Origin of the sequence: Caulobacter sp. NIBR1757 (assembly GCF_027912495.1) — a bacterium.
Taxonomy (GTDB): domain Bacteria; phylum Pseudomonadota; class Alphaproteobacteria; order Caulobacterales; family Caulobacteraceae; genus Caulobacter.
Genome location: NZ_CP115463.1, coordinates 808039 through 834227, shown reverse-complemented (window position 1 = coordinate 834227; position 26189 = coordinate 808039). Strand labels below are relative to the sequence as shown.

Below are 26189 nucleotides of genomic sequence, written 5' to 3'. Positions count from 1 at the left end.
TCGCCGGGGGGCGGACATGAGCGCATTCGAGTTCTTCTTCAGCTTCTACGGCCTGCTGCTCGGCTTCTCGGTCGCCGAGCTGATCGGCGGCTTCGCGCGACTGATCCACGAGCGACGCAGGGTCGCCTTCGGCCTTCTCACCCCTCTGCTCGGCCTGTTCGTCGCCATCGATATCGCCAGCTTCTGGGTCCAGGCCTGGCTGGTCTTCCGCAACGCCCCCTTCAGCTACGCCCTGCTCGTCCTCGGCCTGGTGGTCGCGGCGGTCTTCTACATGGCGGCCAGCATGGTCTTCCCCCGCCAGCTCGGGGCCCGGGCCAACCTCGACAGCCACTTCTGGGAGCACCGGCGCTGGGTCCTGCTGGGGGTGATGGGCGCCAACCTGCTGATGGTTGGCGTCATCGTGCTGATGGCCAGCCGGTCGGGCGAACTGGCGCAGATCCTGCCGCCGTTCGGGGCCGCGCGCACGGCCTTCTTCATGCTGGCCACCCTGGCCGCCGCCCTCCTGCCCCAGCGGCGTGCCGTCCTGACCCTGATGATCCTGCTGGTCGCCTATCAGCTGTGGGGCGTGGCCACCGACGCCGTCCGCCTGTTGCACGGCCCGGCCTGGAGCCTGCTTGGCGGCGCCTGACACTCTCGCCGAAACGGCCTACACCCCACCCATGCGCAAGCTCTCCCTCGCCCTCGCGGCCCTGTTCCTGTTGTCGAGTCCCGCCATGTCCCAGTCCCCGTCGTCCATCCCCAACGCCAAGCCCTGGGACCAGCCCTTCCTGCCCCCCGCGCCCGAATGGAACGGCAAGTCCAAAGCCCTGCTCCGCCCCGCCAGCGACCCCTGGGCCAGCGCCTTCGAACAGGACCCCGAGCACGATTTCAGCCCCGACTACGCCGACACCCGCGCCTGGTTCGACAAGCTCGACGCCGCCAGCGACCTGGTCCGCATCGAACAGTTCGGCGTCTCGCCGGAGGGCCGGCCGATCTATGCGGTGATGGTCAGCAAGGACGGCCCGACCTTCGATCCGAGGAAGCCCGTCCTTCTGGTCCAGGCCGGCATCCATCCGGGCGAGATCGACGGCAAGGACGCCGGCATGATGCTGCTGCGCGACATCGCCTTCTATGGCAAGGACAGCCTGGTCGATAAGGTCAACCTGATCCTCATCCCCATCCTCTCGGTCGATGGCCACGAGCGGGCCGGCGCCTACAGCCGCCCCAACCAGCGCGGTCCCCGCATCCAGGGCTGGCGCAACACCGCCACCAACCAGAACCTCAACCGCGACTACATGAAGCTCGACCAGCCGGAGATGCGCGCCGTCCGGGCCCTGGCCAACAAATACCGCCCCGACCTCTACGTCGATGTCCACGTCACCGACGGCATCGACTACCAGTACGACGTCACCTTCGGCTTCAACGGCGAGGACGGCGCCTTCAGCCGCTCGCCGGCCATCTCCGGCTGGCTGAACGCCACCTTCAAACCGGCGATCTACAAGGCCCTCGAAAAGCAGGGCCACATCCCCGGCGAGCTGGTCTTCGCCATCGACGACCGCAACCCCAAGCTCGGCCTCAGCGACGGCGGCCTCGGCGAGCGCTTCTCCAACGGCTGGGGCTCGGCGGCCCACGTGCCGACCATCCTGATCGAGAACCACAGCCTCAAGCCCCATGAGCAACGGGTCCTGGGCACCTACGTCTTCATCGAAGAGGCGCTGCGCCTGCTGGCGGCCAAGGGGGGCGACCTGCGCGCCGCCATCGACAGTGACCGCGCCGAACGGCCGGCCGAGATCGCCGCCAACTTCGTCGCCGAGGACAAGCCGGCCACGACCCGCCCCTTCAAGGGCATCCTCTACGAGACCTACCAGAGCGCCGCCTCGGGCGGTCCCGAACTGCGCTGGCTCGGCAAGCCCGACCCCAAGCTCTGGCAAATGCCCTTCTACGGCAGCAGGCCGACCCTGCAGCTCAAGCGCCCCGCGGCCTACTGGGTGCCGGGCTATCGCGCCGATCTCATCGAGCGGCTGATGATCCACGGCGTTAGCATGGAAATCCTGGCCGAGCCCCGGACCGTCAAGGTCGAGATGCTGCACCTGGACGACCCCAAGGTCGCCGCCGGAACCAACGAGGGCCACGTCCCGATCACCGTCAGCAAGGTCACGGCCACGACCCGCGACTGGGTCTATCCGGCCGGTTCGGTCCGAATCTCCACCGACCAGCCGCTCGGCGATATCGTCGTCCTGCTGCTCGAACCGCAATCGTCGGAGAGCTTCTTCGCCTGGGGCATGATCCCGGAGGTGCTCAACCGCGTCGAGTACATCGAGGGCTACGCCGTCGCCCCCCTGGCCGACCGCATGCTGGCCGCCGACCCGGCCCTCAAGGCCGAGTTCGAAGCCAAGCTGGCCGCCGACCCGAAATTCGCCGCCGACCCCGACGCCCGCCTCGGCTGGTTCTACGAGCGCACGCCCTTCCATGACTCGCGCTATCGGCTCTACCCGATCGGCCGTGAACTTCCGCGTTAGTCCTATTGATCCGTTTGCCGAATGAGCGGCTAATCCCGCGCTTCGAGAACGGGGAACTCGCATGCCGCAGCTAGCATCCATCGGCCATGCCGCCGCCCTCTGGGTCGGGCTTCACCTGCTGCTGTTGCTGATCCTGGCCTTGCTGGTCGTGCGCCAGCGTCAGAAGCACAAGGTGGCGCTGGGCGACGAGGGCATTGCCGAACTGCTGCAGGCCATCCGCGCCCAGGGCAACGCCGTCGAATACATCCCGCCGGCCCTGATCGGCCTGGTGGTGCTGGAACTGACCGGCGCCCCGCCGCTGCTGGTCCATGTCGGCGGCCTGGTGCTGTTCGTCGGCCGGGTGCTGCACGCCATCGGCCTCAGCAACAGCGGCGGCGTCTCGATGCTGCGCACCGCCGGCGTCGTCCTGACCTGGCTGGCCTACATCTTCCTCATCGCCAGCTGCCTGTTCTTCGCGGTCGGATAGCGCGCCTGGGCAGCGGAGAGGTTGCGGTAGCGCGCTCCGGCGCCCATAAGCCCCTGATGGACGAAAACCTGTTGAACGAGCTTGTCGGCGCCGCCATCGCGGCCGGGGCCGACGCCGCCGAAGCCGCCTACGCCGAACGCCAGTCCCTTTCGGTCTCGGTCCGCCTCGGCGACCTGGAAGAGGTCGAACGCGAGGAGGCCCGCGATCTTGGCCTGCGCGTCTTCGTCGGCTCCCGACAGGCCTCCGTCTCCGGCAGCGACATCTCGCAGAGCGGCCGCGCCAAGCTGGTCGAGCGCGTCGTCGCCATGGCCCGCCTGGCCCCCGAGGATCCCTACGCCGGCCTCGCCGACCGGGCGCGGCTGGCCGGCGGCCCCTACCCCGACCTCGACCTCTACGACGATCATGAGCCCAGCGCCGAGGCCCTCGAGGCCCGGGCCCGCGAGGCCGAGGACGCCGCCCGCGCCGTCGACGGCGTCACCAATTCCGACGGCGGCAACGCCGGCTGGTCGGCCAGCCGCTGGATGCTGGCCACCAGCCACGGCTTCACCGGCAGCCACCGCGCCAGCGGCTTCTCGGTCAGCGCCAGCGCCATCGCCGGCGAGGGCGCCGGCATGGAACGCGGCGGCGAAGGCCGCAGCACCCGCCACGACGAAGATCTGCCCGACCCCGCCTGGATCGGCGCCGAGGCCGGCCGCCATGCGGTCCGCCGCCTCGGGGCCTGCAAGATCGCCTCGCAGACCGCCCCGGTGATCTTCGAAAACCGCATCGCCATGAGCCTGCTCGGCCCCTTTATCGGCGCCATCGGCGGGCCCAGCGTCGCCCGCGGCGTCTCCTTCCTGAAGGACAAGCTTGGCCAGCAGGTCTTTGCCCGGAACGTCTCCATCCTCGATGATCCCTACCGGGTGCGCGGCCTCGGCTCCGGCCCCTTCGACGACGAGGGCGTCACCACCGAGCCGATGGCCCTGATCGACGAGGGCGAACTGACGACCTGGCTGCTCAACACCTCATCGGCCCGACAGCTCGGCCTGGAGACCACCGGCCACGCCTCGCGCGGCCTCGCCGGTCCGCCCGGCGTCGGCACGTCCAACGTCGTGGTCACCGGCGGCGACAAGGACCTCGCCGGCCTGATGGGCGATGCAAAAGCCGGCCTGCTGGTCACCTCGATGTTCGGCCCCTCGCTGAACGGCAACACCGGCGACTGGTCGATCGGCTGCTCGGGCTTCTGGTTCGAGGGCGGCGAGCTGGCCTATCCGGTCAACGAGATCACCGTCGCCGGCAACCTGATCGACATCTACGGCCGCCTCGTCCCCGGAAACGACCTGGTCATCCGCGGCAGCCACGACAGCCCGTCCCTGCTGGTCGACGGCCTGGCGATCGCCGGCTCGTGAACGACCTGACCCTCATCCGCGAGGCGGCTGTCGCCGTCGGCGAGACGGCGCTGCGGATGCAGTCCGAGGGTCTGCGAATCTGGACCAAGGACAACAACACCCCGGTCACCGACGCCGACATCGAGGTCGACAGCCTGCTGAAGGCCATGCTGCTGCGGGCCAGGCCGGACTACGGCTGGCTGTCCGAGGAGACCGCCGACGATCCCTCGCGCATGGACCGCCGCCGCCTGTTCGTCGTCGATCCCATCGACGGCACGGCGGCCTTCATGAACTACAAGCCCTGGTGGGCGGTCAGCATCGCCGTCGTCGAGGACGGCCAGCCCATCGCCGCCGTCGTCCACGCTCCCGAACTGGAAGAGACCTTCACCGCCCGGGTCGGCCAGGGCGCGCATCTCAACGGCGACCCCATCCAGGCCAGCACGACGGCCGAGCTGGTCAACAGCGGCATGCTCGGCGACGCCAAGATGTTCGCCCACCCGGCCTGGCGCGCCCCCTGGCCCGACATGCGGATCGAGACCCGCAACTCCATCGCCTATCGCCTCTGCCTCGTCGCCGACGGCCGCTTCGACGCGGCGCTGGCGCTCTCGGCCAAGAGCGAATGGGACCTGGCCGCCGCCGACCTGATCCGCTCCGAGGCCGGCGCCGTCCTGACCGACCACAAGGGCCGCACCTTCAGCTACAACAAGCCCGTGCCGCTGATGCCCAGCCTGATCTGCGCCGCCCCGGCCATGCACCCGTTGATCCTGGAGCGGGTTGAGCATATCGACCTGCGAAACTGATTTCCGCTAGGGACACCCAATGCCGGACAAACAACTGCTCCACCTGGTCATCGGCGGCGAACTGAAGGACGTCACCGACATCCAGTTCGCCGACCTCTCCAAGGTCGAATTCGTCGGCGCCTACGCCAACCATGCCGAGGCCCACAAGGCCTGGAAGGCCAAGGCCCAGGCCACCGTCGACAACGCCCACGCCCGCTACTTCATCATCCACGCCCACAAGCTGCTGGATCCGAGCAGCGAGGATTACCACCAGCACTAGGCGGCCCGGCCCCACGAGATACGGGGACACTATACTTATCTCGGCAACCGCCCGGGCCACCTCGTCGCCGGTGGAGAGATAAGTATAGTGTCCCCGTATCTCTCCGCCGGCGCCTGGGTGGTGGAACCCCGCGCCTGTGCTAGCCTGCCTCCCAACAAACGGGAGGACGACATGCATCTTGAAGGTGGCTGCTACTGCGGCAAGCTGCGCTACGCCGTCGATGGCGAGCCGATGATGATGGGCCAGTGCCATTGCCGCGAGTGCCAGTACATCACCGGCGGCTCGCCCAACGTCTTCATCGCCTTCCCGATCCCGGCGGTGACCTACACCAAGGGCACGCCCAAGACCTTCATGCGCGAGGACCTCGACGCGGCGGCGACGCGTGAGTTCTGCGAGACCTGTGGCACCCACACCACCACCCGGCCCCAGGGCTTTCCCGCCATCATCCTCAAGGTCGGCACGTTGGACGATCCGAGCGTCTTCTCGCCCGGCGTCATCATCCAGGCCGCCGACAAACAGCCCTTCCACCGCATCCCCGAGGGCGTGCCGGTGTTCGAGCGGTTCCCGGGCTGATCCTCCCCCATCGGGGGAGGAACAGCTACTCCCGCTTCAGCAACCGGTCCGTGATCAGCGTCCCCCACCAGGCTTCCTGGAAATCCGCCTTGATCGCCTTGGGGTCGTAGGCGTCGCTCATCACCCAGTCGAGGAAGCTGATCCCCTGCGGCTCGGCCTCCGCCAGGTAGCGCTCGAACACATAGTCAAGCACCCCGGTCTTGCCCTGCTTCACATGCAGCGTCCGCAGGCCCAGCTCGTTCATCGCATCGCGGATCGAATCGCCCAGGTGAAAATGCCGGTACAGCACCGACATGATCCCCGCCCGGTCCGCCCCCGACTTGCAGTGCATGAAGGCCGGGTACTTTATCGTCTCGAACAGCGCTTTCGCCCCCAGCACCTGGGCCCGGGTCGGCACGGCTCGCGAGGTGATGGTGAAGTCCACCGCGTCCAGCCCCAGCCGCTCGCAGGCCTCGCGCTCCAGTACATAGAAGCTGGCGTCGAAGCCGCCGCGCAGGTTGATGATCGTCTTCACCCCGTCGCGCTTCCAGTATTTCAGCTGGAACGGCCAGGGCTGGGCGGCCCGCACCATGTCCGGACCGATCCAGTGGGCGTTGGCGAACGACAGGCGTAAAAAGGCGTGGTCCTTCCAGAAGAAGTCCCAGTTGGCCCGAAACCGGCCCCACCGCGTACTCAGATCGTAGCCGGACAAGTGGCGCTCCATCGCAGAGCGTCCTAAGTAGTGGCCTCGCACCGCGATGCAAACCCTCTCAAGGACGCCCATTGGCCGACGCCGCGCCCAAGCTCACGAGCCGCCAGCTGATCGCGCGCATCGCCAGCACCTATCTGAGGCCCCGCTGGAAGGGTGTCGCGACGGCCCTGGTCTGCGCCCTGGTCGTCGCCGTCACCGCCGCCATCTTCACCAAGGTCATCGCCAGCGGCATCCAGGACCTGCTGGTCGAGCATAAGCCGAACGCCATCTGGATGGTGCCGGCCATCGTCGTCGCCTGCGCGCTGGCCCGGGTCATAGCCCAGGTGGTGCAGTCGGCAATGGTCAACGGCATCGGCCACGGCATCGTCGGCGACATCCAGGTCGAGCTGTTCGCCCGCATGGTTCGCGCCGATCTGGCCCGCCTGCGCGCCACCCATTCCGGCGCCTTCGTTTCCCAGGTCCTCTATGACGCCGGCCTGATGCGCGAGGCCAGCACCACCGGCGTCATCAACTACGCGCAGGGCGCCATGCTGGTGCTCGGCCAGTTGGTCGTCATGTTCACCGCCGACTGGCAGCTGACTCTCGCTATCCTGCTCGTCGCCCCCTTCGCCAGCCGCCTGATGCGCCGCTTTTCCCGCCGCTCGCGCAAGGCCGCCAAGGGAGCCATGGCGGCCACCGGCACGCTTTCGAGCCTGCTGATGGAAGGCCTCGACGGCGTCCGCGTCGTCAAGATGGAGAACAGCGAAGCTCGTGAGGAGGCCCGCGTCGCCGCCGCCGTCGCCGAGCGCCAGCGCCACATCATCAAGGGCGCCAACGCCCGGGCCCAGTCGGCCCCGACCACCGAGCTGATCGGCTACCTGATCCTCGCCATCGTCCTGGTCTACGCCGGCTGGCGCGGATCACGCGGCGAGATGAACGCCGAGAGCTTCACCGCCTTCGCCTTCGGCCTGGTCACCGCCGCCAACGCCCTGCGCCAGATCGCCAACACCCAGACCGTCTTCGCCGAGGGCCTGACCGCCGCCCGCCGCCTGTTCGGCGCCCTCGATGTGAAGCCGGAGGTGGCCGAGAACCCCGCCGCCCTGCCGCTCAACGCCGACCAGGGCGCCATCCGCTTCAACGACGTCAGCTTCAACTACGGGACCGGCGCCCCGGCTCTGGACGGCGTCACCCTGGAAGCCAACCGCGGCGAGACCATCGCCCTGGTCGGCCCCTCCGGCGGCGGCAAGAGCACCATCCTCTCCCTGCTGCCGCGCTTCTACGACGTCACATCCGGCGCCGTGACCATCGACGGCCAGGACGTGCGCGGCGTCACCACCGCCTCCCTGCGCAGCCAGATCGCCCTGGTCACCCAGGAACCCTTCCTGTTCGACGACACCATCCGCAACAACATCGCCTACGCCCGCCCCGAGGCGACGCAGGACGAGGTCGAACAGGCCGCCCGTCTGGCCGCCGCCCACGACTTCATCCTGCAACAGCCGACCGGCTACGACACCGTCGTCGGCGAAGGCGCCGCCCGACTGTCCGGCGGCCAGCGGCAACGCATCGCCATCGCCCGCGCCTTCCTGAAGGACGCCCCCATCCTGCTGCTCGACGAGGCGACCAGCGCGCTGGACACCGAGAGTGAGGCCCAGGTCCAGGCCGCCCTCGAACGGCTGATGGCCGGCCGCACCACCATCCTCATCGCCCACCGCCTCTCGACCGTGAAGAACGCCGACCGCATCTACGTCATCGACAAGGGCCAGGTCGTCGAGACCGGAACCCACGCCGCCCTGGTCCGCAAGCAGGGCCTCTACGCCCGCCTCGCCCAGGCCCAGAACCTCGACGCGGTCGCCCCGCCAGAGCTTGCCGAATGAAGGCCTGGTTCCGCTCCGAGGGCGTCCAGGGCTTTCTCGCCCTGGTCTTCGCCGGCTGGCTGCGCCTGTGCTTCGCCACCATGCGCTGGACCCGCGAGGGCCAGGACAGCGCCGAGGCCGTCTGGGCCGCCTGGCGCGAGCAGCGCGAAGGCTACGCCGGCAAGGGCGCCATCCTCTGCTTCTGGCACGGCCGCATCCCCCTCTCGCCGGTCAGCTGGCCGCAGGCCCCCGGTCACCGCCACGACATGCGCGCCCTGATCAGCCGCAGCAGCGACGGCCAGTTCATCGCCTCGGCCATGCAGGCCATCGGCTTCCCGGCCATTCGCGGCTCGTCGAAGAAGAAGTCCGACCCGGCCAAGAACAAGCACGGCGAGCAGGCCTTCCGCGAGATGATCCGCTGGGTCAACGCCGAGGGCGGCATCGCCATCACCCCCGACGGCCCCCGAGGCCCCCACGAAGTCATGCAGGCCGGAACCCCCGCCCTGGCCCGCGTCACCGGCGCCCCGGTCCTGCTCGTCGGCCTCGCCTGCAAGCCGGCCATCCGCCTCGGCAGCTGGGACGGGGCGATGATCCCGGTGCCGTTCGGCAAGGCGGCCATGGTCTGGGACGCGCCGTTGTTCGCGGCGCGCGGCGATGATCCGGAAGCGTTGGCGAAGGAATGGGGACCAAGGCTCAGCGCCGTCACCCGCCGGGCCGAGGCGCTGCTGGAAACCTAAGTTCCTCCTCCGGCGCGCAGCGACGGGGGAGGGGGACCGCCGGCCCGACTTAAGGGCCGGTGGTGGAGGGGGCAGCACCGGCTCGTCAGGAAAGAACGCGTTCTGGCGCGGCTTTGACAGCTGCGTTCATGGCAACAACCTCCCGCCGGCGCTGCCCCTTCCACCACCGCCGCTAAGTCGCGGCGGCGGTCCCCCTCCACCGTCACGCCTGCGGCCTGCCGAAGGAGGAACTCTACCCTTCCTCCCCCCAACCGGAACCTCCACCCCCACCGCCCGTTAGCCCCCCAACGGATCGCGCGTACGCGCTCCGAGGAGCTTCCCCTTGAAAAAATCCATCTGGGTCGCCGGCATCGCCGTCGCGACCCTGCTGCCGTCCATGGCCTTCGCCCAGGACCGCTGCACCCAGCAACGTGACAACCGCACCACCGGCGGCACGATCATCGGCGGCGTCGTCGGCGCCATCGCCGGCGGCAGCGTCGCGGCCGACAAGAACCGCGCCGAGGGCGCCGTCCTCGGCGGCATCGTCGGGGCCATCGCCGGCAACGCCATCGCCCGCTCCAGCGCCGACTGCGACCGCGCCTACGGCTATTACGACACCAACGGCGCCTGGCACGCCAACGACCGCAACGTCGGCCGGGCCAGCGGCTACTTCGACCGCGAGGGCCGCTTCGTCGATGGCCAGCCGAACGGCTATTACGAGGGCGGCCGCTGGGTCGAGGCGCGCGGCGCCGGCGGCTACAACGACCGCGACGGCCGCTGGGTGCCCAACGCGTCCCATGGCTACTACGACAGCCGCGGCCAGTGGGTCGCCGGCGCCTCGGCCGGCTACTATGACAACGGCCGCTGGGTCGCCGGGCCGGCCCAGGGCTACTACGACCGCAACGGTCGCTGGATGCGCGGCCAGGCTCCCGGCCGTCGCGACAGCAACGGCGTCTGGGTCGCCGACGCCCAACCCGGCTACTACGACAACGGCCGCTGGGTCGCCGGCGAGACGCGCGGCTACTACGACAACCAGGGCCGCTGGATGCGCACGGGCGGCAATGACCGCCCCTACGCCCAGACCGACAACCGCGGTCCCGATCGCGGCATGCAGACCTGGTCCGGCGGCGACACCCGCCAGCGGGCCACCCTGCTCGGCGACTTCATCCGTTCGGCCCGCACTGACGGCCAGCTGACCAAGCGCGAATCGCAGAACGCCCTGACCACCCTGACGTCCATCACCCGCTCGGACGCCCAGATGCGCCGCAACAACGGCGGCCGTCTCGGCCCGCGCGGCATGAGCGCCATCAACGCCCGCCTCGACAGCCTCGCCCGCAGCGTCCGCATGGACGTCCGCGACGACCGCTATCCGGCCACCTACCGCCGCCAGTAGTCGGCGACGTTCGCAAAGCGTAAGGCGCGCCCCGGAGACCCCAGCGGTTTCCGGGGCGTTTGCTTGTCTGCTAGGCTCGCCGCGCCCCAACCCACACCCGAGAGGGACTTTCCCGTCGATGCGGACCGCCGACCTGCGCACCCGCCTGCTGGCCGCCGCCCTTTCGGCCGTGGCGGGCTTTGTCGACGCGGTCGGCTTCCTGCTGACCGGCGGCTTCTTCGTCTCCTTCATGAGCGGCAACACCACCCGCATGGCGGTCGGCCTGGCCCAGGCGGCGCAGCCGGCCCTGGTGGCGGCGGGGCTGATCGGCCTGTTCGTCGGCGGCGTCTTCCTCGGCACGGTGATCGGCCGCCTGACCGGCGCGCGCCACAGGCCGGTGTTGCTGGTCCTGGTGACCACGGGGCTCGCCACCGCCGCCCTCTGCCATGCGCTTGGGGCCACGGCCGTCGCCGTCGGCCTGCTGGCCCTGTCGATGGGGGCCGAGAACACCGTCCTGACCGACGAGGGCGAAGCGCCCGTCGGGGTCACCTACATGACCGGCGCCCTGGTCAAGCTCGGCAAGCGCCTGGCCCTGATCCCCTTCGGCGGCGACCGCTGGGCCTGGGTGCCGATGCTGCTGCTGTGGTTGGGCCTGCTGACCGGCGCCCTCCTCGGCGCCCTGGCCTTCGCCCGCCTCGGCGGCTCCGCCCTCTGGCTCGCGGCGGCCGCCACCGGCCTGCTCACCCTGGCCTCGCTTCGCGAGATTCGCCGCTAGCGCGGCCGAGGAATGTTCACCGCCGTGATCACCGCGAAATCGGTGACCACCTGCACGGGCCGGTCCTGCGCGTCATGGCCGACCCAGGAGGCATAGAAGCCGTCGCCCCAGCCGGAGGAGAACATCGCCGCCCCGCCCGGCCCGACCTCCTCGACCAGCACGAAGCCGTACGGAATGCCCAGGTCCGGTCCCAGCGCCTCGCCCCGCGCCTGCCAGCCGTCGGTGAGGACCTCACTCTCCTCGAACGACAGGCCGGCCAGCCAGGCCACCGAACCGGCGTCCATGAAGGCGGCCGTCCCGGCATCGACGCCGTAGCCGAAGATGTCGCCGCTGTTCAGGGTGGCCGGGCCCTGCTCGGCGGTGACCGCCAGGGTCCAGCGAACCGGCGTTTCCGGCGACAGCACCACCCGCGCCAGCGCCACCCGATGGCCGTTCTCCCCGGCGTCGGCCACGGCGATATCGACCGGGTAGCGTCCCGGCGCCAGCTCGAGATCCAGCGGCGCGTCCTCGCCTCGCACCGTGAAGGGGTCGGCCACCACCAGCCGGCCACTGGCCAGGTTCACCTCGCCGATCCGCAGGGTGCGCAACGGATAGCGTTTGTCGGCCGCCTCCCCGACGAAGCCGGCCTCGAAGGCCCCGGTCATCACCTCCGGCCGCGCGGTCACCGGCTCGGCCGGCGCCCCCAGGTCGGCCCGGGCCTCCCCGCTCCTGCCCGGCGGCTTGCCCGTCAGCCGCGCCATGATCTTCCTGAACATCCCTGCGCTCCCTCTCACGCCAGGCTTCCCGGTTAACAGGAATCCCGCGCCTGTTAACCCCCCGCCGAACAGCGCGGAAACAGAGCATGACCGAATCGGCGAAAACGCCTTTTTCGCGTTTTGTTCACCCCCAACATCTTGTAGGCTGAACAGCCTCGGGACCAAGAGGCACAAGGAAAACCGCCCATGTCAGGCATCATTCGCACCGGCTGCGGCGGCTGGACCTTCGAGCCCTGGCGCGGGGTCTTCTTCCCGCCGACCGTCAAGCAGAAGGACGAGCTCGCCTACATGAGCCGCCAGCTGCGCAGCATCGAGATCAACGGCACCTACTATTCGACCTTCAAGCCCGACAGCTGGAAGAAGTGGCGCGACGAGACGCCCGACGACTTCGTGTTCTCGGTCAAGGGCAGCCGCTTCACCACCAACCGCAAGGTGCTCAGCGAGGCCGGCGAGTCCCTGGAACGCTTCATGGGCCAGGGGATGAGCGAACTGGGCGCCAAGCTCGGCCCCATCTTCTGGCAGTTCGCCCACACCAAGAAGTTCGATCCGGAGGACTTCGAGGGCTTCCTCAAGCTGCTCCCCAAGACCCAGGACGGCCTCGCCCTGCGCCACGCGGTCGAGGTGCGCCACGACAGCTTCTGCACCCCTGAGTTCCCGGCCTTGATCCGCAAGTATGGCGTCGCCTGCGTCTACGCCAAACACGACAAGTACCCGGAGATCGCCGACGTCACCGCCGACTTCGTCTACGCCCGGCTGCAAACCGGCAGCGACGACTGCGAGACCGCCTATCCGCCCGCCGAACTCGACCAATGGGCCGACCGCCTGAAGACCTTCGCCGAGGGGGGCGTGCCTGCCGACCTGCCGCGCGTCGATCCGGCCCATACCCCGGATTCAAAACCGCGCGACGTGTTCGCCTACATCATCCACGAGGGCAAGGTGCGGGCCCCGCACGGGGCGGTGGCGTTGCAGCGGCGGGTCGGGTGACGGTCCGCCGCCGCCGCCGGATGGCGCTCAAGCGATCCGGCGGGCGCCCGGCGTTTTCCCGTCGGCGTCACCCATCCGATCCCGTCATCACCCCCACGCGGAACAGACGCAATCCCGTCAAGGCCACAACACTTAATATATTGATTTAGTTATATTATTTATCGCCCAACCGTGCTATATTCGCAGGCTCAGCGCCAGTCCTTGCCGGCCACCCAGGCGGCGCGGGACTTGAGCAGGGCGCCGACCGAGCGGCCGTCCTGCAGGGCGCAGAGGGCGCGGCCATCGGCCTGCAGCCGGCAATCGACCATCTGGCTGAAGGCGACGGCCATGAGCGTGCCGCGCGGGTTTTCGTCGGTGTTGGAGGCGCGCTGGATGGGATTGACGGCGGGGGCGTCGGCCAGGGTCAGCCGCACCCAGCGGTCGGGCGTCGCGCCGAGGGCCACGCAGAGGGTGGCGCTGTCCTCGACCTGCAGCACCGGTCCGCGCAGCACGCCGTCGGCCGGCGCGGCGCCGGTGCAGACGGTCTCGGCGGCGTGCGCCTGGCTGGTCATGCCGGTCAGGAAGCCGGCCGCGGCCAGGGCAGCGAAGGCGATGACGGCTTTGGCGAGATTGGACATGGCGGTACGCCCACGACGGTTACATCGATGAAGCGTGCAAACCCGGGCTTTGTTCCCCGGCTGTTCCGAAGGGTTAGCGAGGCGTAAAGATCGCCGCGATCGCCGCATCGTCCAGCATGCGGAAGGCCCCCGGCGCCAGATCGGCCGGCAGGTCGAGGCCGCCGACCTGGTCGCGGTGCAGGGCCTCGACGTGATTGCCGACCGCGGCGAACATCCGGCGGACCTGATGGTAGCGGCCCTCATGGATGGTCAGGTGGGCCTGCGTCGGCGAATGGACCTCCAGCTCGGCCGGCAGCAGCGGCTTGTCCTCGCCCTCCAGCACCAGGGTCCCGGCCGCGAAGGCCGCGCCTTCCGTGCCGTCCATCGGCCGGGCCAGGGTGACGAGGTAGCGTTTGGGCACGTTGGAACGCGGCGAGATGATCCGGTGCAGCAGCTCGCCGTCGTCGGTCAGCAGCAACAGGCCACTGGTCTCCTTGTCGAGCCGGCCGACCGTCGAGATGGCCGGCTCCCGCGCCTTCCAGCGCTGGGGCAGCAGGTCATAAACCAGCGCCCCGACTTCCTTGTGCGAGCAGGTCACCCCCAGCGGCTTGTGCAGCATCAGCGCCAGACCCGGCGGCGGATCGAGCGGGGCGCCGCGCACTGTCATCCGGGCGGGCAGGTCGCGGGCCACCAGCACCTTGGTGTCGGCCTTCCTGATCGCCTGGCCGTCGAGCACCACCTGGCCGGCGGCGGCCAGGGCGGCGATCTCCCTGCGGCTGCCATAGCCCATGTTGGCCAGCAGGCGATCCAGCCGAACCGAAATCACTTGCGGGCCTCATAGACCTTGTAGCCGCCGGCCTCGCCCTTCAGGTCCACGGCTTTGAAGTGCTCGCCCAGCACTGCCTCGTAGGGCAGGTGGCGATTGGCGACCAGCCAGCAGGTCCCGCCCTTCTTCAGCGCCCCGGCGGCGCGGCGGATGAAGACCTGGCCCAGCGCCCGGTCCTCGGCCCCGGCGTCGTGGAAGGGCGGGTTCATGACTACGAACTCGAGGTCGGCCAGGGCCGGCTCGGTGCCCCGAAGGTCGGCCCAGTGGAAGACGGCGCGCGGGTCGGTGACATTCTCCCTGGCCGCCTCGATAGCCCGGCGGTCGATGTCGACCAGAGCCAGGCTGGTGACGGCGGCGCTTTCCAGCACCTTGCCGGCCAAGAGGCCAATGCCGCAGCCGAAGTCGGCCCCCGGGCCCTTGAAGGCCGGCAGCTTGGCAAGCAGCAGGGCGGTGCCGGCGTCGATGCGGTCCCAGCTGAAGATGCCGGGCTGGCTGCGGCCGAGACCCTCGATGACGCGCGGCGCGGACTCGGCGATGGCGGCCTCGACCGCCGTCAGATCCACGGGACGACGGACATGGCAGATGCGGTGATGACGCTTGGCGCTCTCGTTGAACTCCGCGCCCAGTGCGGTGAGGTCGCCGGCCAGCCGCGAGCCGCCCTTGTCCTTCGGGGCCATGGCGATCAGCCGGCCATCGGGCGCGATCGCTTTCAGCGCCGCCGCCAGGGCGCCGCGCCGTTCGACCGTGGCGGGCGGCGCCAGCATGATGATCTCGGCCAGGCTGGCGGGCGCAAACGCCTCCAGCGCCTGCGAGCCGGGAACCAGCGGCGAGGTCTGGACGGCGCCGGCCGGGACATCGGCGAGGGCGAGCGGGGGATGGCCAAAGACGGCGGTGATCGACATGGCGGGGGCTGTAGCCCGGACCATCGCCGCGTTACAATGGCGCGTGTCCCTTCGCCTGCCCCAGAGCCTGACCGGCCCCGGCGTCTCGGAACGCCTGCACGGCGCCCTCGAAGCCGAACTGGCCGGCGAGGGCGCCGGCGCGCTTGGCCGTCTGGGCAAGGCCGTCGAGCAATCCCTCGCCACCCTCGCCGAGGCCCCCGACGACCCCGACCGCCTGAAGGCCGCCGCCGACGCCGTCTGGCGCTACTTCGTGCAGCGAGAAGTCATGGGCCTGCGCGACCACCGCCCCGCCATCCGCGACTACGCGATCCCAAGGCGGGTGCTGCTGCGGCTCGGGGCGTCCTAGGCCGCCATCCGCGCGTGCTCGGGATAGAAGCGCTCCATCATCCGTCCGACATAGGCCACCAGGCTGGGCATGGCCGCAAAGCGATCATGCAGCGGGCTGTCGAAAAACGGATTCAGGGTCGTCGCCAGGATCGAGAAGACCACCGCCTCGGACCCCACCGGCCGGTCGCCGAACAGGAAGGGCTTGTCGCCCAGGGTCACGGCGATGGCGGTCAGCGACCGCTCGGCCAGCCAGGCGATCTCCTCATCACTGTGGCGCCCGATCCCGACGGCCAGGACGTTGGCCGCCACCGCCTCGACCAGGCCAGCCCTGAGGGTTTCGCGCATCGCTTCCGGCGCCTGGTCGAACCAGTGGGCCGGGCCCTTGGCGAAGTTGTCGGCCTTCAGGAAGCGGAAGTGGGCGCCGGCCCAGCCCAGCTGGTTCTCGACCATCCGCTCCATGGCCCAGGCCTGGGCGCGTTGCTCGACGCTCAGGCCGGCGTCGAGATCGACCCCGTATTTGCCCTCGATGTGAGCGCGGATGAAGGTGGAGTCGGCGACCCTCTCCTCGCCATCGACGATCCAGGGGACCTGGCCCTTGGGCGAGTCCTCGCGGCGGCCGGGCCGCTTCTCGAAAGCCAGATCGGCCAGCTGCAGCTGGATCTCGGTCTTCATGGCGTAGGGGCTGATTTCGGGCAGGCCGAAGCCCGGGCCGGCTGTGTAGAGGGTGATCATGGCGGTTGCTCCTTCGAGGCCGCCATCGATAGCCGCCCCCTGCTGACAGCCTGCTGTCAGCATGCGAAGGTTCAGCCCATGCGCCGCGCCGACCGCCTGTTCCAGATCATCCAGATTCTCCGCCGCGCCAGCCAGCCGGTGACCGCCAACGCCATGGCCGCCGAACTGGAGACTTCCAAGCGCAGCGTCTATCGCGACATCGCCGCCCTGATGGCCCAGCGCGCCCCCATCCGCGGCGAGGCGGGCGTCGGCTACGTTCTCGACGCCGGCTTCGACATGCCGCCCCTGATGCTGACCGCCGACGAGGTCGAGGCCGCCGTGCTCGGCGCCCAGTGGGTGGCCAGCCGGGGCGATCCGGCCCTGGCCCGGGCGGCCCAGGACCTGGTCGCCAAGATCGCCGCCACCGTGCCCGATCACCTGCGGCCGATGCTGCTCGACCCCGCCACCCGCACCCCGCCCAGCTTCGCCAACGCCGCCGACGGCCTCGACATGGCCCGGCTGCGCGCCGCCATCCACGCCGGCCACAAGGTCGAGCTGACCTATGCCGACGAACAGGGCCGCGAGAGCCGCCGCGTCGTCTGGCCGATCGCCATCGGCTACCGCGACACCACCCGCAACCTGGTGGCCTGGTGCGAGATGCGGACCGACTTTCGCAACTTCCGCACCGACCGGGTGGTCGCCGCCGACTTCCTGGAAGAACGCTTCCCCGAACGGCCCCTGATCCTGCGGGCCCGCTGGCGGCGGGCGATGGAGGAGATTCGCAAGACCTGGCGCGGACCGCCGCCCGGGAACCCTTCGGCGCCCTGACCGCTGAGCAGCACGGAGGGCTGATGGCCAAACCTGCAAGCGCCCTGATGTCGGCGCCGGCCAATCTCGACTACCTGACCAGCCTGGCCCGCGCGGCCGGCGGGGCGCTGCTGTTCGCCTTCCCGCTGCTGATGACCATGGAGATGTGGCAGCTGGGCCATTCAATGGACCGCTGGCGGCTGCTGGTCTTCATCGGCTCGGCCGCGCCGATGCTGCTGGGCCTCAGCTACTACGCCGGCTTCGAGCCGACCTTTCGCCTGCTCGACGAGGTGCTCGACGCCCTCGCCGCCTTCGCGGTCGGCATGGTGGTCTCCCTCGTCGCCCTGCTGCTGCTCGGCCAGATCGGCGGCGGCATGACCTTTGGCGAGGTGATCGGCAAGCTGGCCGTCTGCGCCATCCCCGCCAGCATCGGGGCCCTGGTCGCCGGCAAGCAGTTCGGCGGCAAGGGCGAGGACGGCGGCGTGCGCCGGAAGGAACACATCGGCTATCTTGGCCGCCTGTTCCTGATGTTGGTCGGGGCCATCTTCCTGGCCTTCAGCGTCGCCCCGACCGAGGAGATGATCCTCATCGCCTACATGATGAGCCCCTGGCACGCCCTCCTGCTGGCGGCGGCGACGCTGCTGCTGCTGCAGGGCTTCGTCTTCGGCCTGGGCTTTCCCGGCCAGTCCGAGCGGCGCGGCGACCGCAGCCTCCTGCGAACGGTCCTGGTCTCCACCCTGCCCGGCTACGGCATCGCCCTTCTGATCAGCCTCTACTGCCTGTGGGCCTTCGGTCGACTGCAGGGGACCAACCCGCATGAGATCGCCCAGATGACCGTCGTCCTCGCCTTTCCCGCCGGCCTCGGGGCCGCCACCGCCCGGCTGGTGATCTGATGGCCCGCAAACCCACCGCCAAAGCCAATCCCGGCGCCCACGGCACGCCGCTGCTGGAGTGGATCGCGGGGGCGGTCGGCCTGGTGCTGGTGCTGATGACCTTGGCGGTCATCGGCCATGAGGCGGTGTTCGGCGACACTTCGCCGCCCGCCGTCACCGTCGAGACCCGCGAGATCCATGCGGTGAAAGGCGGCTGGCTGGTCGAGATCGAGGCCATCAACAGCGGCGGCTCGCCGGCCGCCCAGGTCGCCGTCGAAGGCGAACTGACCCTGCCCGGCCAGCCGCCGGAGACCGCCGAGGCCAGCTTCGACTATGTGCCCGACCAGTCCCGGCGGCGCGGCGGACTGTTCTTCACCGCCGACCCGCGCGGCGGCCGGCTGTCCCTGCGCGCCAGGGGCTACACCGAACCCTGACGGCGGTGGTTGACAGCGTAAGTTTTTAAACAGAACTTACCCGCCGCTTCTCGGAGACCCTCCCATGTCCGACCGCAAGGTCTGTCTCGTCGTCGGCGCCGGCATCGGTGTCGGCGGCTCCATCGCCAAGGCCTTCGCGGCCGAAGGCATGGCGGTGGTGATGACCCGCCGCCCGCGCAACCTGGATCAGCTCGAATCCCTGGCCGAAGAGATTCGCGCCGCCGGCGGCGAGGCCCACGCCATGGGCGTCGACGCCCGCGACGAGGCCGAGATGACCGCCCTCTTCGACCGCATCGAAAAGGACATCGGCCCGCTCGAGGTGGTCGTCTTCAACATCGGGGCCAACGTCCACTTCAACATCCGCGACACCACCACCCGGGTCTATTCCAAGGTCTGGGAGATGGCGGCCCTGGCCGGCTTCCTCACCGGGCGCGAGGCGGCCCGCGTCATGGTCCCGCGCGGACGCGGCAGCATCCTCTTCACCGGGGCCACGGCCAGCGTGCGCGGCCGCGAGGGTTTTTCCGCCTTCGCCGGCGCCAAGCACGCCCTGCGCGCCCTGGCCCAGAGCATGGCCCGCGAGCTGGGGCCGCAGGGCATTCACATCGCCCACATTATCTGCGACGGCAGCATCGACGGCGTCTTCACCCGCGAGCGCATGCCCGACGCCGATGAACGGCTGGCGCGCGGCGAAATCCTCGACCCCGACGAGATCGCCCGCAACTATGTCTGGCTGCACAACCAGGGCCGCTCGGCCTGGACCTTCGAGATCGACCTGCGCCCCTGGACGGAGACCTGGTAATGGCCAAAAAGTTGGACTTCATCTTCGATTTCGCCAGCCCCAACGCCTACATGGCCGCGATGGTCATCCCGGGCATCCTGGAGCGCACCGGCGCCACCCTCAACGTCATACCCTGCCTGCTGGGCGGCCTGTTCAAGGCCACCGGCAACCAGGCCCCCTTCACCGCCTTCGGGGGCATCAAGGGCAAGATGGACTACGAGATGCTGGAAAGCCGGCGGTTCGTCGCCAGACACGGCCTGACGAAGTTCCGCATGAACCCGCACTTCCCGATCAATACCCTGCTGATCATGCGCACCTTCGTCGCCGCCGGCCTGGAAGGCGTCGGCGAGCGCTACATGCAGGTGGTGCTGAAGGCCATGTGGGAAGACGGCCAGAATATGGGCGATCCCGAGGTGGTGGCCAAGGTCCTGGAGGGCGCCGGCCTCGACGCCGCCGCCCTGATGGCCCGGGCCCAGAGCGACGAGGCCAAAGGCATCCTGATGAGCAACACCACCGCCGCCGCCGACCGCGGCGCCTTCGGCATCCCGACCTTCTTCGTCGGGGACGAGATCTTCTTCGGCAAGGAACGGCTGGGCCAGGTCGAGGAAGAGTTGGCCGGTTAGGCGGGCGTCAGACTCAAACTCTCCCCCCGCGAAGCGGGAGGAGGACAGATTTCGAGCCTTAGCGAGAAATCAGGAGGCGGGCCCCACCGGCGGTAGGGAGGTTCCTCCTGACACAGGGTTCCCCCCTCCTGCTTTGTCGCTGGCGCTCCAAAGCGGTCCTCCCCCCACTTCGCGGGGGGAGAGCTTGTTGGAGTCGCTCGCCTCGTCGATCCGTCAGTCCACGATCGCGTGCGGCAGGAAGCGGCTGAGGTTCTTGGTCACCGGCCCGCTGTCCTCGCGGATCGCCATGCCGGCGGCTTCCTCGCCGACGATCCAGGCCCCGATGATCGGGTAGTTCCCGTCCACCTTCGGCGGCTTGTGCAGCGCCTGGCGGATCCAGCCCTCGGCGCCGTAGCCCTGGTCGAAGACCGGCTCGGAAACCCCGTTCTCGACGAGTTCGATGTTGGCCCCCTCGCGGGAAAACAGCGGCTTGCGCACATAGCTGTCGCCCAGAGCCGCCGCGCCCGGATCGTCCTCGAACCAGGTCTCCAGCAGGTTGGGATGGCCCCCATGGCGCTCCCACAGCATCGGCAGCAGGCCCTTGTTCGACAGCAGGCTCTTCCAGGCCGGCTCCAGGAACTGCGTCTTCGAGGCGGCGACGTTGTCGGCGTAGTCCTCGCGCAGCATCATCTCCCAGGGGTAGAGCTTGAACACCGCCTGGATGATGTCGTTCTGCTCGTCGACGAAGCGGCCGTCGGCGTCCAGCCCGATGTCGTGGATCGAGACGAACTTCGGCGTCAGCCCTGCCTGCACGGCCAGGTCCTCGAGGAATTTCACCGTCTGGCGGTCCTCGACATGGTCGGGGTCGCTGGAGAAATGCACGTAGCCGCCGTTCGGGAAGATGGCCCCGAAACGGTCGCGCAGCTTCTCGAACAGGCTGTTGAACTGATCGCTGCCGGCCGGCAGCGTCCCGTCCTTGATCCGCGCCTCAAGCCACAGCCACTGGAACACCGCCGTCTCGAAGATGCTGGTCGGGGTGTCGGCGTTGTATTCGTAGAGCTTCGGCGGGCCCTTGCCGTCGTAGGCGAAGTCGAACCGGCCGTAGAGGCTGGGATCGCCGCGCGTCCAGGTCTCGGCCACATAGTCGCGGTGCGCCTCGGGGATGGCGAGCCGCTCCATGATCCGCTCGCTCTTCACCGCCTCGCCGACGAAATCGAGGCACATGGCGTGCAGGGTCTCCGACGCCGTCTCGATCTCCTCGGCCTGGGCGAGGGTAAAGCCGTACCAGGCGCTTTCGTCCCAATACGCCTGACCTTCCATGTGGTGGAAGGTGAAGCCGACACGTTCGGCTTCCTCCTTCCAGTTCCAGCGCGGCTGGACCTGATGACGGATCAAGCTATTGCTCGTCCTTCCGGGCGGGGACCTTGTCGGGGGCCTCGATCTGCAGGCGCGGGGCCTCCAGCTTCAGGGCCTCTTCCTTGGGCGCCATCAGCCGTTCCAGCACCTCATGGGCGTTGCTGTCGCCCGGCATGATGCCGGCGTTGCGCAGCTTGGCGTCGAGGTCGGCGCCGGTGCGGCGGTCTTCCAGTTCGCCGGCGGCGCGGAACTTCTCCTCGTTGATCGCCTGGCGCTCCTTGATGCGCTTGAGGCTGTCGGCGGCCGAGCCGACCGTCGAGCTGGCGCTGCCGCTGCGGGCGACAATCGCCGACTGGGCGCGCTGGACGCTGTCGTTGACCTTCACCACTTCGATTTCGCGGCGCAGGGCTTCGATCTTGGTGTCGGTCTGGCCGATGATGGTGCGCAGCTTGTCCTCGGCGGCGCGCAGCTGCGCCACCTGTTCGGACTTCTGGGTGGCGTCGCGCTCGAGGTCGGCGATGCGCTGGGCGACCTCGAGGGCCAGGGCCTGGTCGCCCTTGGCCATGGCGGCGCGGGCCGAGGCTTCGTACTTCTGGGCCTGCTGGGCCAGTTGATTGCCTTCGGTCTCCAGCATGCGACGGCGGGCGACGAGGCCGGCCATGTCGTCCCGGGCCTTGGCCTGGGCGGTGTCGGCGTCGCGGATTTCCTGGTCGAGGATGCGCAGGGCGTTGGCGTCGATCACCTTCTGCGCGCCCTCATGGGCCGTGCCGCGGAAGAGGGCGGAGAATTTGTTCCAGATGGACATGGGGGTCTTCTCCTAGCGCTTGGCGGCTTTGAAGCTGTCGCGCAGGTCCGAGGCCGCGTCGATGGCGTTCTCGGCAAGGGTGCGCAGCTCGATGAGGATGGTCTGCAGGCTGGTCTTGGCGGCGATCTCGCCGAACAGCTCGTAATAGTCGCGGTCGTCGATGGTGGTGATGCCGAAGTTCGACAGCGGCACCAGCTTCTGGGCCTTCAGCAGGAAGACGTTGAACTCCTCGCGATCCTCCTGCTCCTCGACCGGCCACAGCACGACCGAGACGACGATCTGTTCGGGACCGGCGCTGACATAGATGGGCAGGTCGCCGTATTCGCACATGGTGACCAGCAGCACCGGATCGGCGCCCTCGATCACCTGGGCCTTGAGTTCGCCCTCACGGACCAGGGCGCTGTAGTCCAGCTCCCGCTTGAGCGCGTGGATCGTCCACGCCGTGTCGATCACCTGATCCATGGGCCGGCTGCCTTTCGATGCGCCGCCTGGGGCGCTGCTGGAGTCTATCACGATGGCGCGCACGGCGTTCTGAATGTCCGCCTTGCAAGCCGCCGGCGCCCAGACCTCCATCTTCACGAATCCCGCGCGCTTGCGGGCCTCGCGCCATTCGCGGGTCCGGGTGACGGCTTTGTCCGCTCGGGTTGGAGCACTGGGCATGCGTTCAAGGTATGCGTACCATGAACGCTTGACAAGGGGCTTTGGAGGGCGTCGTATGGGGCCATGGCGCAAGGAGGCGCCGCCCGGTGGATATCGAACCGTCACGACGGTTTTGCGCATCTTCGCAAACATTGCGTTGTCGAACGGCGGGCGCCAGACTCCGTAACGTAGACGTGTGCGTGAGGGTCCGCTGATGTTCGGCAAGCTGTTTGGCCGCAAGGACGAGGCCGGCCCCGCCGACCATCTGGCCGTTGTGCGCAACGTCACCGTCGGCCGCACGATTCGCCTCGATCCGCTGGCCTGGCGGCGCCTCGGCGCGGAAGCCAGCTTCAAGATGGACCGCGACACCCTGGAGATCACCGCCCAGGGCCTGATCAAACTCGACGCCGGCGGCTATGTGCATCGCTTCTATACGGACGATCATCTGCTGTTCCAGGCGGTCAGCGACGAGCGCGACGGCAGCGACGCCAACGACTTCACCCTGTTCGCCCCCTGGCGCAGCGAATATCCGGCCAGCGGCCAGGAAAAGCGGCTGTGGAACGACCGGCTGCAGGATCCGGTCTGGCTGGAGAACGACCTGCCGCCCTTCCAGCGCTACTGGTTCAGCGAGGACGAGGGCCGCCAGGCGCCGGTCAGCTTCTGGGAAGACATCTGGGACGACCGCGCCGCCCTTGCGCCCTACGCCCGCATCTACCAGACCTGCATGCTCTACGCCCGCGACCTCGGCGGCGAGGGCCGCGAACTGCTGCTGGCCATCGCCATGGAGCCGGAAAAGGGCGGCGAGCTGACCCACGAGATCATGGTCGGCGTACCGCTGGCCTTCGGTGAATTCTCGGCCTGACCGGCCGTCTCGACTTCCAACGGGAGGAAACCCGCAATGTACTTCGACTTCTTCACCTTCGGCGTCGGCGCCCAGTATTTCCTGGTCGCCTTCGCCGTGGCCGGGGTCCTGGCTCTGATCTTCAAGGTCCTCTACCAGTGGGTGACGCCCTACAAGGAGACGGACCTCATCCGGCAGGGCAACGTCGCCGCCGCCGTGGCGCTCGGCGGGGCCCTGATCGGCTACGTCCTGGCCCTGGCCTCGGCCCTGACCCACACCACCAGCCTGCCTGAGCTGCTGGCCTGGGGCGCGCTGGCCGGCGTCATCCAGATCGTCGCCTTCACCATCGTGCGGGTGATCTTCCTGAAGGACGTCAAGGCCCGCATCGAGGCCGGCGAGATGGCCACCGCCGTCTACCTGGCCAGCATCAACATCGCGGTCGGCCTGATCAACGCCGCCAGCATGACCTCATAGGGGCGCCCGGCCATGATGCGATCCCGATCCCTGACCCTGACCAGCCTGATGTGCGGCGCCTCGCTGAGCATCGGGGCCTGCGACGGGACCCCCAACGTCTCGCAGGCCGAGGCCCAGCTCAACAAGGACCCGGTCGAGGCCTTCGCCTACGCCAGCCTCGACCAGTGCAAGGCCGAGAACAAGGTCAGCGACGAGGAGTGCGACAAGGGCTACGCCGCCGCCCTCAAGGACGACGCCAACGCTCCCAAGTACGCCGAACAGAAGACCTGCGAGGACGTCTATGGCGAGGGCCAGTGCGTGCCGCGCAGCCAGGCCGGCGGCGGCAGCTTCTTCACCCCCCTGCTGACCGGCTTCATCATCGGCCGGATGCTGGACGGCGGCGGCTATCGCGGCACCGGCCTCTACCGGCGCGGCGGCGACTACTACACCGGCTGGGGCGGCCGGGTGAACCACGACTACGCCACCGGCCGCACCAGCGTCGGCCGTCAGGGCCTCGACCCGCCGGCGGCGATCCGCAACGCCCCGGCCCGGGTGCAGAGCCGCAGCACCGTGGTCTCCCGCGGCGGCTTCGGCGGCGGCAGCCGCTCCTATGGCGGCAGCCGGGGCGGCTGACGTTCACGCCTGACGTTCACGGAAAGAGGGGTTGACCGACCTTGGGTCAGCCCCTCCCCTTTCTCCCACAAAAGGGAGACACGCCATGACCTTCGCCGCCGACGACCTGATGTACCGCCCGGGCCTGATGAAGGGCCAACGCATCCTCATCACCGGGGGCGGCACGGGCCTCGGCAAGGTGATGGCCGAGGGCTGCATGATGCTGGGGGCCGACGTCTACATCTGCGGCCGGCGCGGCGGCATCCTTGAGGAAACCGCCCAGGAACTGATGGCCGCCCATCCGGATGGCGGCAAGGTCACCGGCATCGCCTGCGACATCCGCGTGCCGGAAGCCATTGAGGAGATGGTCGAGACCATCTGGGCCGACGGCCCGCTGACCGGCCTGGTCAACAACGCCGCCGGCAACTTCATCAGCCGCACGGAAGACCTCTCGCCGCGCGGCTTCGACGCCATTTCCAACATCGTTTTCCGGGGCAGCTTCTTCGTAACCCAGGCCTGCGGCAAGCGCTGGATCAAGGACGGGCTCTCCGCCTCGGTCATCTCCATCCTGACCACCTGGGTGTGGAACGGCGGTCCGTTCACGGTGCCCAGCGCCATGTCCAAGGCGGGCCTGAACGTCATGACCCAGTCCCTGGCTGTCGAATGGGGCCCCAAGGGCATCCGCTTCAACGCCATCGCCCCCGGCCCCTTCCCGACCGAGGGCATGAGCGCCCGCCTGAACCCCGGCGAGAGCGCCTATGGCGACATGAAGGGCAACCCGCTCGGCCGCGTCGGCGAGATGCGCGAACTGGCCAACCTGGCGGTCTATCTGTTGCACCCGCTGTCGACCTATGTGAACGGCCAGACCATCGCCATCGACGGCGCCGCCTACAACGCCACCGGCGGCAACTTCGCGCGCATGACCGAATGGGGTGACGAGCAATGGGCCCAGGCGACGGCGGCCATCCGGGCGACCAACGAGAAGGACCGGGCCAAGCGCACGGTCTGATCCCCAGGGAACGGCTGACGGTCCGGCTGGTGCTGCTGTCGCCGGCCGACCGGCTGTTGCTGCTGAACTTCGATGACGGCCGCTCTGCCGGCTGGTGCACGGTCGGCGGTGGCGTCGATGAGGGCGAGAGCCTGATCGAGGCGGCCCGGCGCGAGCTGCTGGAAGAGACGGGACATGCGGAGGCCGACTTCGGCCCCGTGGTCTGGCGCCGGCAGCACGACATGCTGGTCGAGGACGAACCCCGCCGGCTGGTCGAGAGCTACTTCATCGTCCGGGTGGCGCACGAGGAGTTGTCCGACCACGGATGGACCGACCTCGAACGGCGGGTCGTGAAGGGCATGCGCTGGTGGTCGGTCGATGAGATCGCGGTGAGCGACGAGCCGATCTATCCCGGCGGGCTGGCCGGGCATCTGCGGCCGCTGCTGGCGGGGGATATCCCGACCGAACCCCGGATGATCGGCGAATAACCTCCCTCCCCGAATTGGGGAGGGCAGACGCGCGGTTACGCGCGTCGGGTGGGGAAGTCGGTCC

At 69.1% G+C, this 26189-nt stretch carries 32 protein-coding genes; 23 read left to right on the top strand and 9 right to left on the bottom strand.

Translation table 11 applies throughout. The features are described 5' to 3' along the window. Positions 1 to 16: 16 nt before the first annotated feature. The 7 genes from O5I81_RS03925 (at position 17) to O5I81_RS03895 (ending at position 5963) form a co-directional block, all read left to right on the top strand. The gene (locus O5I81_RS03925) at positions 17 to 628 is read left to right on the top strand and encodes a hypothetical protein (RefSeq protein ID WP_271067640.1); all 612 of its coding nucleotides are present in this window, start codon (positions 17 to 19) and stop codon (positions 626 to 628) included. 85 nt (positions 629 to 713) lie between these two features. Further along, positions 714 to 2498 (top strand): M14 family metallopeptidase, encoded by a 1785-nt coding sequence (locus O5I81_RS03920; protein WP_271067639.1) that lies wholly within the window; start codon positions 714 to 716, stop codon positions 2496 to 2498. A 61-nt stretch (positions 2499 to 2559) separates the two neighbouring features. Beyond that, complete coding sequence (locus tag O5I81_RS03915) at positions 2560 to 2964, top strand: MAPEG family protein (protein WP_271067638.1); 405 nt, start codon at positions 2560 to 2562, stop codon at positions 2962 to 2964. 56 nt (positions 2965 to 3020) lie between these two features. Further along, positions 3021 to 4352, top strand: a complete 1332-nt coding sequence (locus O5I81_RS03910; RefSeq protein WP_271067637.1) for a TldD/PmbA family protein — start codon at positions 3021 to 3023, stop codon at positions 4350 to 4352. Beyond that, on the top strand, positions 4349 to 5131 hold the full coding sequence (locus O5I81_RS03905) for a 3'(2'),5'-bisphosphate nucleotidase CysQ (protein ID WP_271067636.1): 783 nt from the start codon (positions 4349 to 4351) through the stop codon (positions 5129 to 5131). Before O5I81_RS03910 ends, O5I81_RS03905 begins: the two co-directional genes overlap by 4 nt. Before the next feature lie 19 nt (positions 5132 to 5150). Continuing rightward, positions 5151 to 5390, top strand: coding sequence for a DUF4170 domain-containing protein (locus O5I81_RS03900; RefSeq protein ID WP_271067635.1), 240 nt, complete (start codon positions 5151 to 5153; stop codon positions 5388 to 5390). A 171-nt stretch (positions 5391 to 5561) separates the two neighbouring features. Beyond that, complete coding sequence (locus O5I81_RS03895) at positions 5562 to 5963, top strand: GFA family protein (RefSeq protein WP_271067634.1); 402 nt, start codon at positions 5562 to 5564, stop codon at positions 5961 to 5963. Between the two features lie 25 nt (positions 5964 to 5988). Here the strand turns inward: O5I81_RS03895 and O5I81_RS03890 are convergent, their stop codons facing one another. Next, positions 5989 to 6654, bottom strand: coding sequence for a protein tyrosine phosphatase (locus tag O5I81_RS03890; RefSeq protein ID WP_271067633.1), 666 nt, complete (start codon positions 6652 to 6654; stop codon positions 5989 to 5991). Between the two features lie 71 nt (positions 6655 to 6725). Between O5I81_RS03890 and O5I81_RS03885 the strand changes: the two genes are divergently transcribed. From O5I81_RS03885 to O5I81_RS03870, 4 genes are all read left to right on the top strand, one after another. Next, positions 6726 to 8507: an ABC transporter ATP-binding protein gene (locus tag O5I81_RS03885; protein ID WP_271067632.1), complete on the top strand. Its 1782-nt coding sequence runs from the start codon at positions 6726 to 6728 to the stop codon at positions 8505 to 8507. Then, a complete protein-coding gene (locus O5I81_RS03880; protein WP_271067631.1) occupies positions 8504 to 9223 on the top strand; it encodes a lysophospholipid acyltransferase family protein in 720 nt (239 codons plus the stop codon). The genes O5I81_RS03885 and O5I81_RS03880 overlap by 4 nt, the downstream gene beginning before the upstream one ends. 322 nt (positions 9224 to 9545) lie before the next feature. Then, entirely contained in the window at positions 9546 to 10595 is a 1050-nt protein-coding gene (locus O5I81_RS03875; protein ID WP_271067630.1) for a glycine zipper 2TM domain-containing protein, read from the top strand. Between the two features lie 118 nt (positions 10596 to 10713). Continuing rightward, positions 10714 to 11349: a DUF1275 family protein gene (locus O5I81_RS03870; protein ID WP_271067629.1), complete on the top strand. Its 636-nt coding sequence runs from the start codon at positions 10714 to 10716 to the stop codon at positions 11347 to 11349. On the opposite strand, the gene O5I81_RS03865 is transcribed toward O5I81_RS03870, so the two are convergent. Beyond that, on the bottom strand, positions 11346 to 12104 hold the full coding sequence (locus O5I81_RS03865) for a DUF4241 domain-containing protein (protein WP_271067628.1): 759 nt from the start codon (positions 12102 to 12104) through the stop codon (positions 11346 to 11348). The two genes, O5I81_RS03870 and O5I81_RS03865, sit on opposite strands and share 4 nt — an antisense overlap. Before the next feature lie 186 nt (positions 12105 to 12290). Between O5I81_RS03865 and O5I81_RS03860 the strand changes: the two genes are divergently transcribed. Next, positions 12291 to 13088, top strand: a complete 798-nt coding sequence (locus O5I81_RS03860; RefSeq protein ID WP_271067627.1) for a DUF72 domain-containing protein — start codon at positions 12291 to 12293, stop codon at positions 13086 to 13088. A gap of 188 nt (positions 13089 to 13276) precedes the next feature. On the opposite strand, the gene O5I81_RS03855 is transcribed toward O5I81_RS03860, so the two are convergent. The 3 genes from O5I81_RS03855 to O5I81_RS03845 form a co-directional block, all read right to left on the bottom strand. Next, positions 13277 to 13705, bottom strand: a complete 429-nt coding sequence (locus O5I81_RS03855; protein WP_271067626.1) for a hypothetical protein — start codon at positions 13703 to 13705, stop codon at positions 13277 to 13279. Positions 13706 to 13778: 73 nt separating this feature from the next. Further along, complete coding sequence (locus O5I81_RS03850) at positions 13779 to 14510, bottom strand: pseudouridine synthase (RefSeq protein ID WP_271067625.1); 732 nt, start codon at positions 14508 to 14510, stop codon at positions 13779 to 13781. Beyond that, complete coding sequence (locus O5I81_RS03845) at positions 14507 to 15412, bottom strand: methyltransferase (protein WP_271067624.1); 906 nt, start codon at positions 15410 to 15412, stop codon at positions 14507 to 14509. Before O5I81_RS03845 ends, O5I81_RS03850 begins: the two co-directional genes overlap by 4 nt. 43 nt (positions 15413 to 15455) lie before the next feature. On the opposite strand from O5I81_RS03845, the gene O5I81_RS03840 reads away from it, so the two are divergent. Continuing rightward, positions 15456 to 15758 (top strand): DUF6665 family protein, encoded by a 303-nt coding sequence (locus tag O5I81_RS03840; protein ID WP_271067623.1) that lies wholly within the window; start codon positions 15456 to 15458, stop codon positions 15756 to 15758. Here the strand turns inward: O5I81_RS03840 and O5I81_RS03835 are convergent. Beyond that, the gene (locus O5I81_RS03835; protein WP_271067622.1) at positions 15755 to 16471 is read right to left on the bottom strand and encodes a glutathione S-transferase family protein; all 717 of its coding nucleotides are present in this window, start codon (positions 16469 to 16471) and stop codon (positions 15755 to 15757) included. The two genes, O5I81_RS03840 and O5I81_RS03835, sit on opposite strands and share 4 nt — an antisense overlap. 78 nt (positions 16472 to 16549) lie before the next feature. On the opposite strand from O5I81_RS03835, the gene O5I81_RS03830 reads away from it, so the two are divergent. The 5 genes from O5I81_RS03830 (at position 16550) to O5I81_RS03810 (ending at position 19964) form a co-directional block, all read left to right on the top strand. After that, the gene (locus O5I81_RS03830) at positions 16550 to 17278 is read left to right on the top strand and encodes a YafY family protein (protein WP_271067621.1); all 729 of its coding nucleotides are present in this window, start codon (positions 16550 to 16552) and stop codon (positions 17276 to 17278) included. A gap of 23 nt (positions 17279 to 17301) precedes the next feature. Then, the gene (locus tag O5I81_RS03825; protein WP_271067620.1) at positions 17302 to 18150 is read left to right on the top strand and encodes a TIGR02587 family membrane protein; all 849 of its coding nucleotides are present in this window, start codon (positions 17302 to 17304) and stop codon (positions 18148 to 18150) included. Next, on the top strand, positions 18150 to 18563 hold the full coding sequence (locus O5I81_RS03820; RefSeq protein ID WP_271067619.1) for a hypothetical protein: 414 nt from the start codon (positions 18150 to 18152) through the stop codon (positions 18561 to 18563). The genes O5I81_RS03825 and O5I81_RS03820 overlap by 1 nt, the downstream gene beginning before the upstream one ends. A 64-nt stretch (positions 18564 to 18627) precedes the next feature. Next, entirely contained in the window at positions 18628 to 19362 is a 735-nt protein-coding gene (locus tag O5I81_RS03815; protein WP_271067618.1) for an SDR family NAD(P)-dependent oxidoreductase, read from the top strand. Then, the gene (locus O5I81_RS03810; protein ID WP_271067617.1) at positions 19362 to 19964 is read left to right on the top strand and encodes a 2-hydroxychromene-2-carboxylate isomerase; all 603 of its coding nucleotides are present in this window, start codon (positions 19362 to 19364) and stop codon (positions 19962 to 19964) included. The genes O5I81_RS03815 and O5I81_RS03810 overlap by 1 nt, the downstream gene beginning before the upstream one ends. A gap of 213 nt (positions 19965 to 20177) precedes the next feature. On the opposite strand, the gene O5I81_RS03805 is transcribed toward O5I81_RS03810, so the two are convergent. From O5I81_RS03805 to O5I81_RS03795, 3 genes are read right to left on the bottom strand one after another with little or no spacing between them, the layout of a single operon-like run. Continuing rightward, the gene (locus tag O5I81_RS03805) at positions 20178 to 21338 is read right to left on the bottom strand and encodes a glutathionylspermidine synthase family protein (RefSeq protein ID WP_271067616.1); all 1161 of its coding nucleotides are present in this window, start codon (positions 21336 to 21338) and stop codon (positions 20178 to 20180) included. A gap of 1 nt (position 21339) precedes the next feature. Next, the gene (locus O5I81_RS03800; protein WP_271067615.1) at positions 21340 to 22104 is read right to left on the bottom strand and encodes a PspA/IM30 family protein; all 765 of its coding nucleotides are present in this window, start codon (positions 22102 to 22104) and stop codon (positions 21340 to 21342) included. A 12-nt stretch (positions 22105 to 22116) separates the two neighbouring features. Continuing rightward, positions 22117 to 22566, bottom strand: a complete 450-nt coding sequence (locus tag O5I81_RS03795; protein ID WP_271067614.1) for a DUF2170 family protein — start codon at positions 22564 to 22566, stop codon at positions 22117 to 22119. A gap of 391 nt (positions 22567 to 22957) precedes the next feature. Between O5I81_RS03795 and O5I81_RS03790 the strand changes: the two genes are divergently transcribed. The 5 genes from O5I81_RS03790 to O5I81_RS03770 all read left to right on the top strand — a co-directional run bounded on the left by O5I81_RS03790 (position 22958) and on the right by O5I81_RS03770 (position 26125). After that, a complete protein-coding gene (locus O5I81_RS03790) occupies positions 22958 to 23605 on the top strand; it encodes a DUF2491 family protein (RefSeq protein WP_271067613.1) in 648 nt (215 codons plus the stop codon). A gap of 36 nt (positions 23606 to 23641) precedes the next feature. Beyond that, entirely contained in the window at positions 23642 to 24058 is a 417-nt protein-coding gene (locus O5I81_RS03785; protein WP_271067612.1) for a DUF350 domain-containing protein, read from the top strand. A gap of 12 nt (positions 24059 to 24070) precedes the next feature. Then, positions 24071 to 24670, top strand: coding sequence for a DUF1190 domain-containing protein (locus tag O5I81_RS03780; protein ID WP_271067611.1), 600 nt, complete (start codon positions 24071 to 24073; stop codon positions 24668 to 24670). 85 nt (positions 24671 to 24755) lie between these two features. After that, positions 24756 to 25658 (top strand): SDR family oxidoreductase, encoded by a 903-nt coding sequence (locus O5I81_RS03775; protein ID WP_271067610.1) that lies wholly within the window; start codon positions 24756 to 24758, stop codon positions 25656 to 25658. Continuing rightward, entirely contained in the window at positions 25592 to 26125 is a 534-nt protein-coding gene (locus tag O5I81_RS03770; RefSeq protein ID WP_271067609.1) for an NUDIX domain-containing protein, read from the top strand. Before O5I81_RS03775 ends, O5I81_RS03770 begins: the two co-directional genes overlap by 67 nt. Positions 26126 to 26189 lie beyond the last annotated feature (64 nt).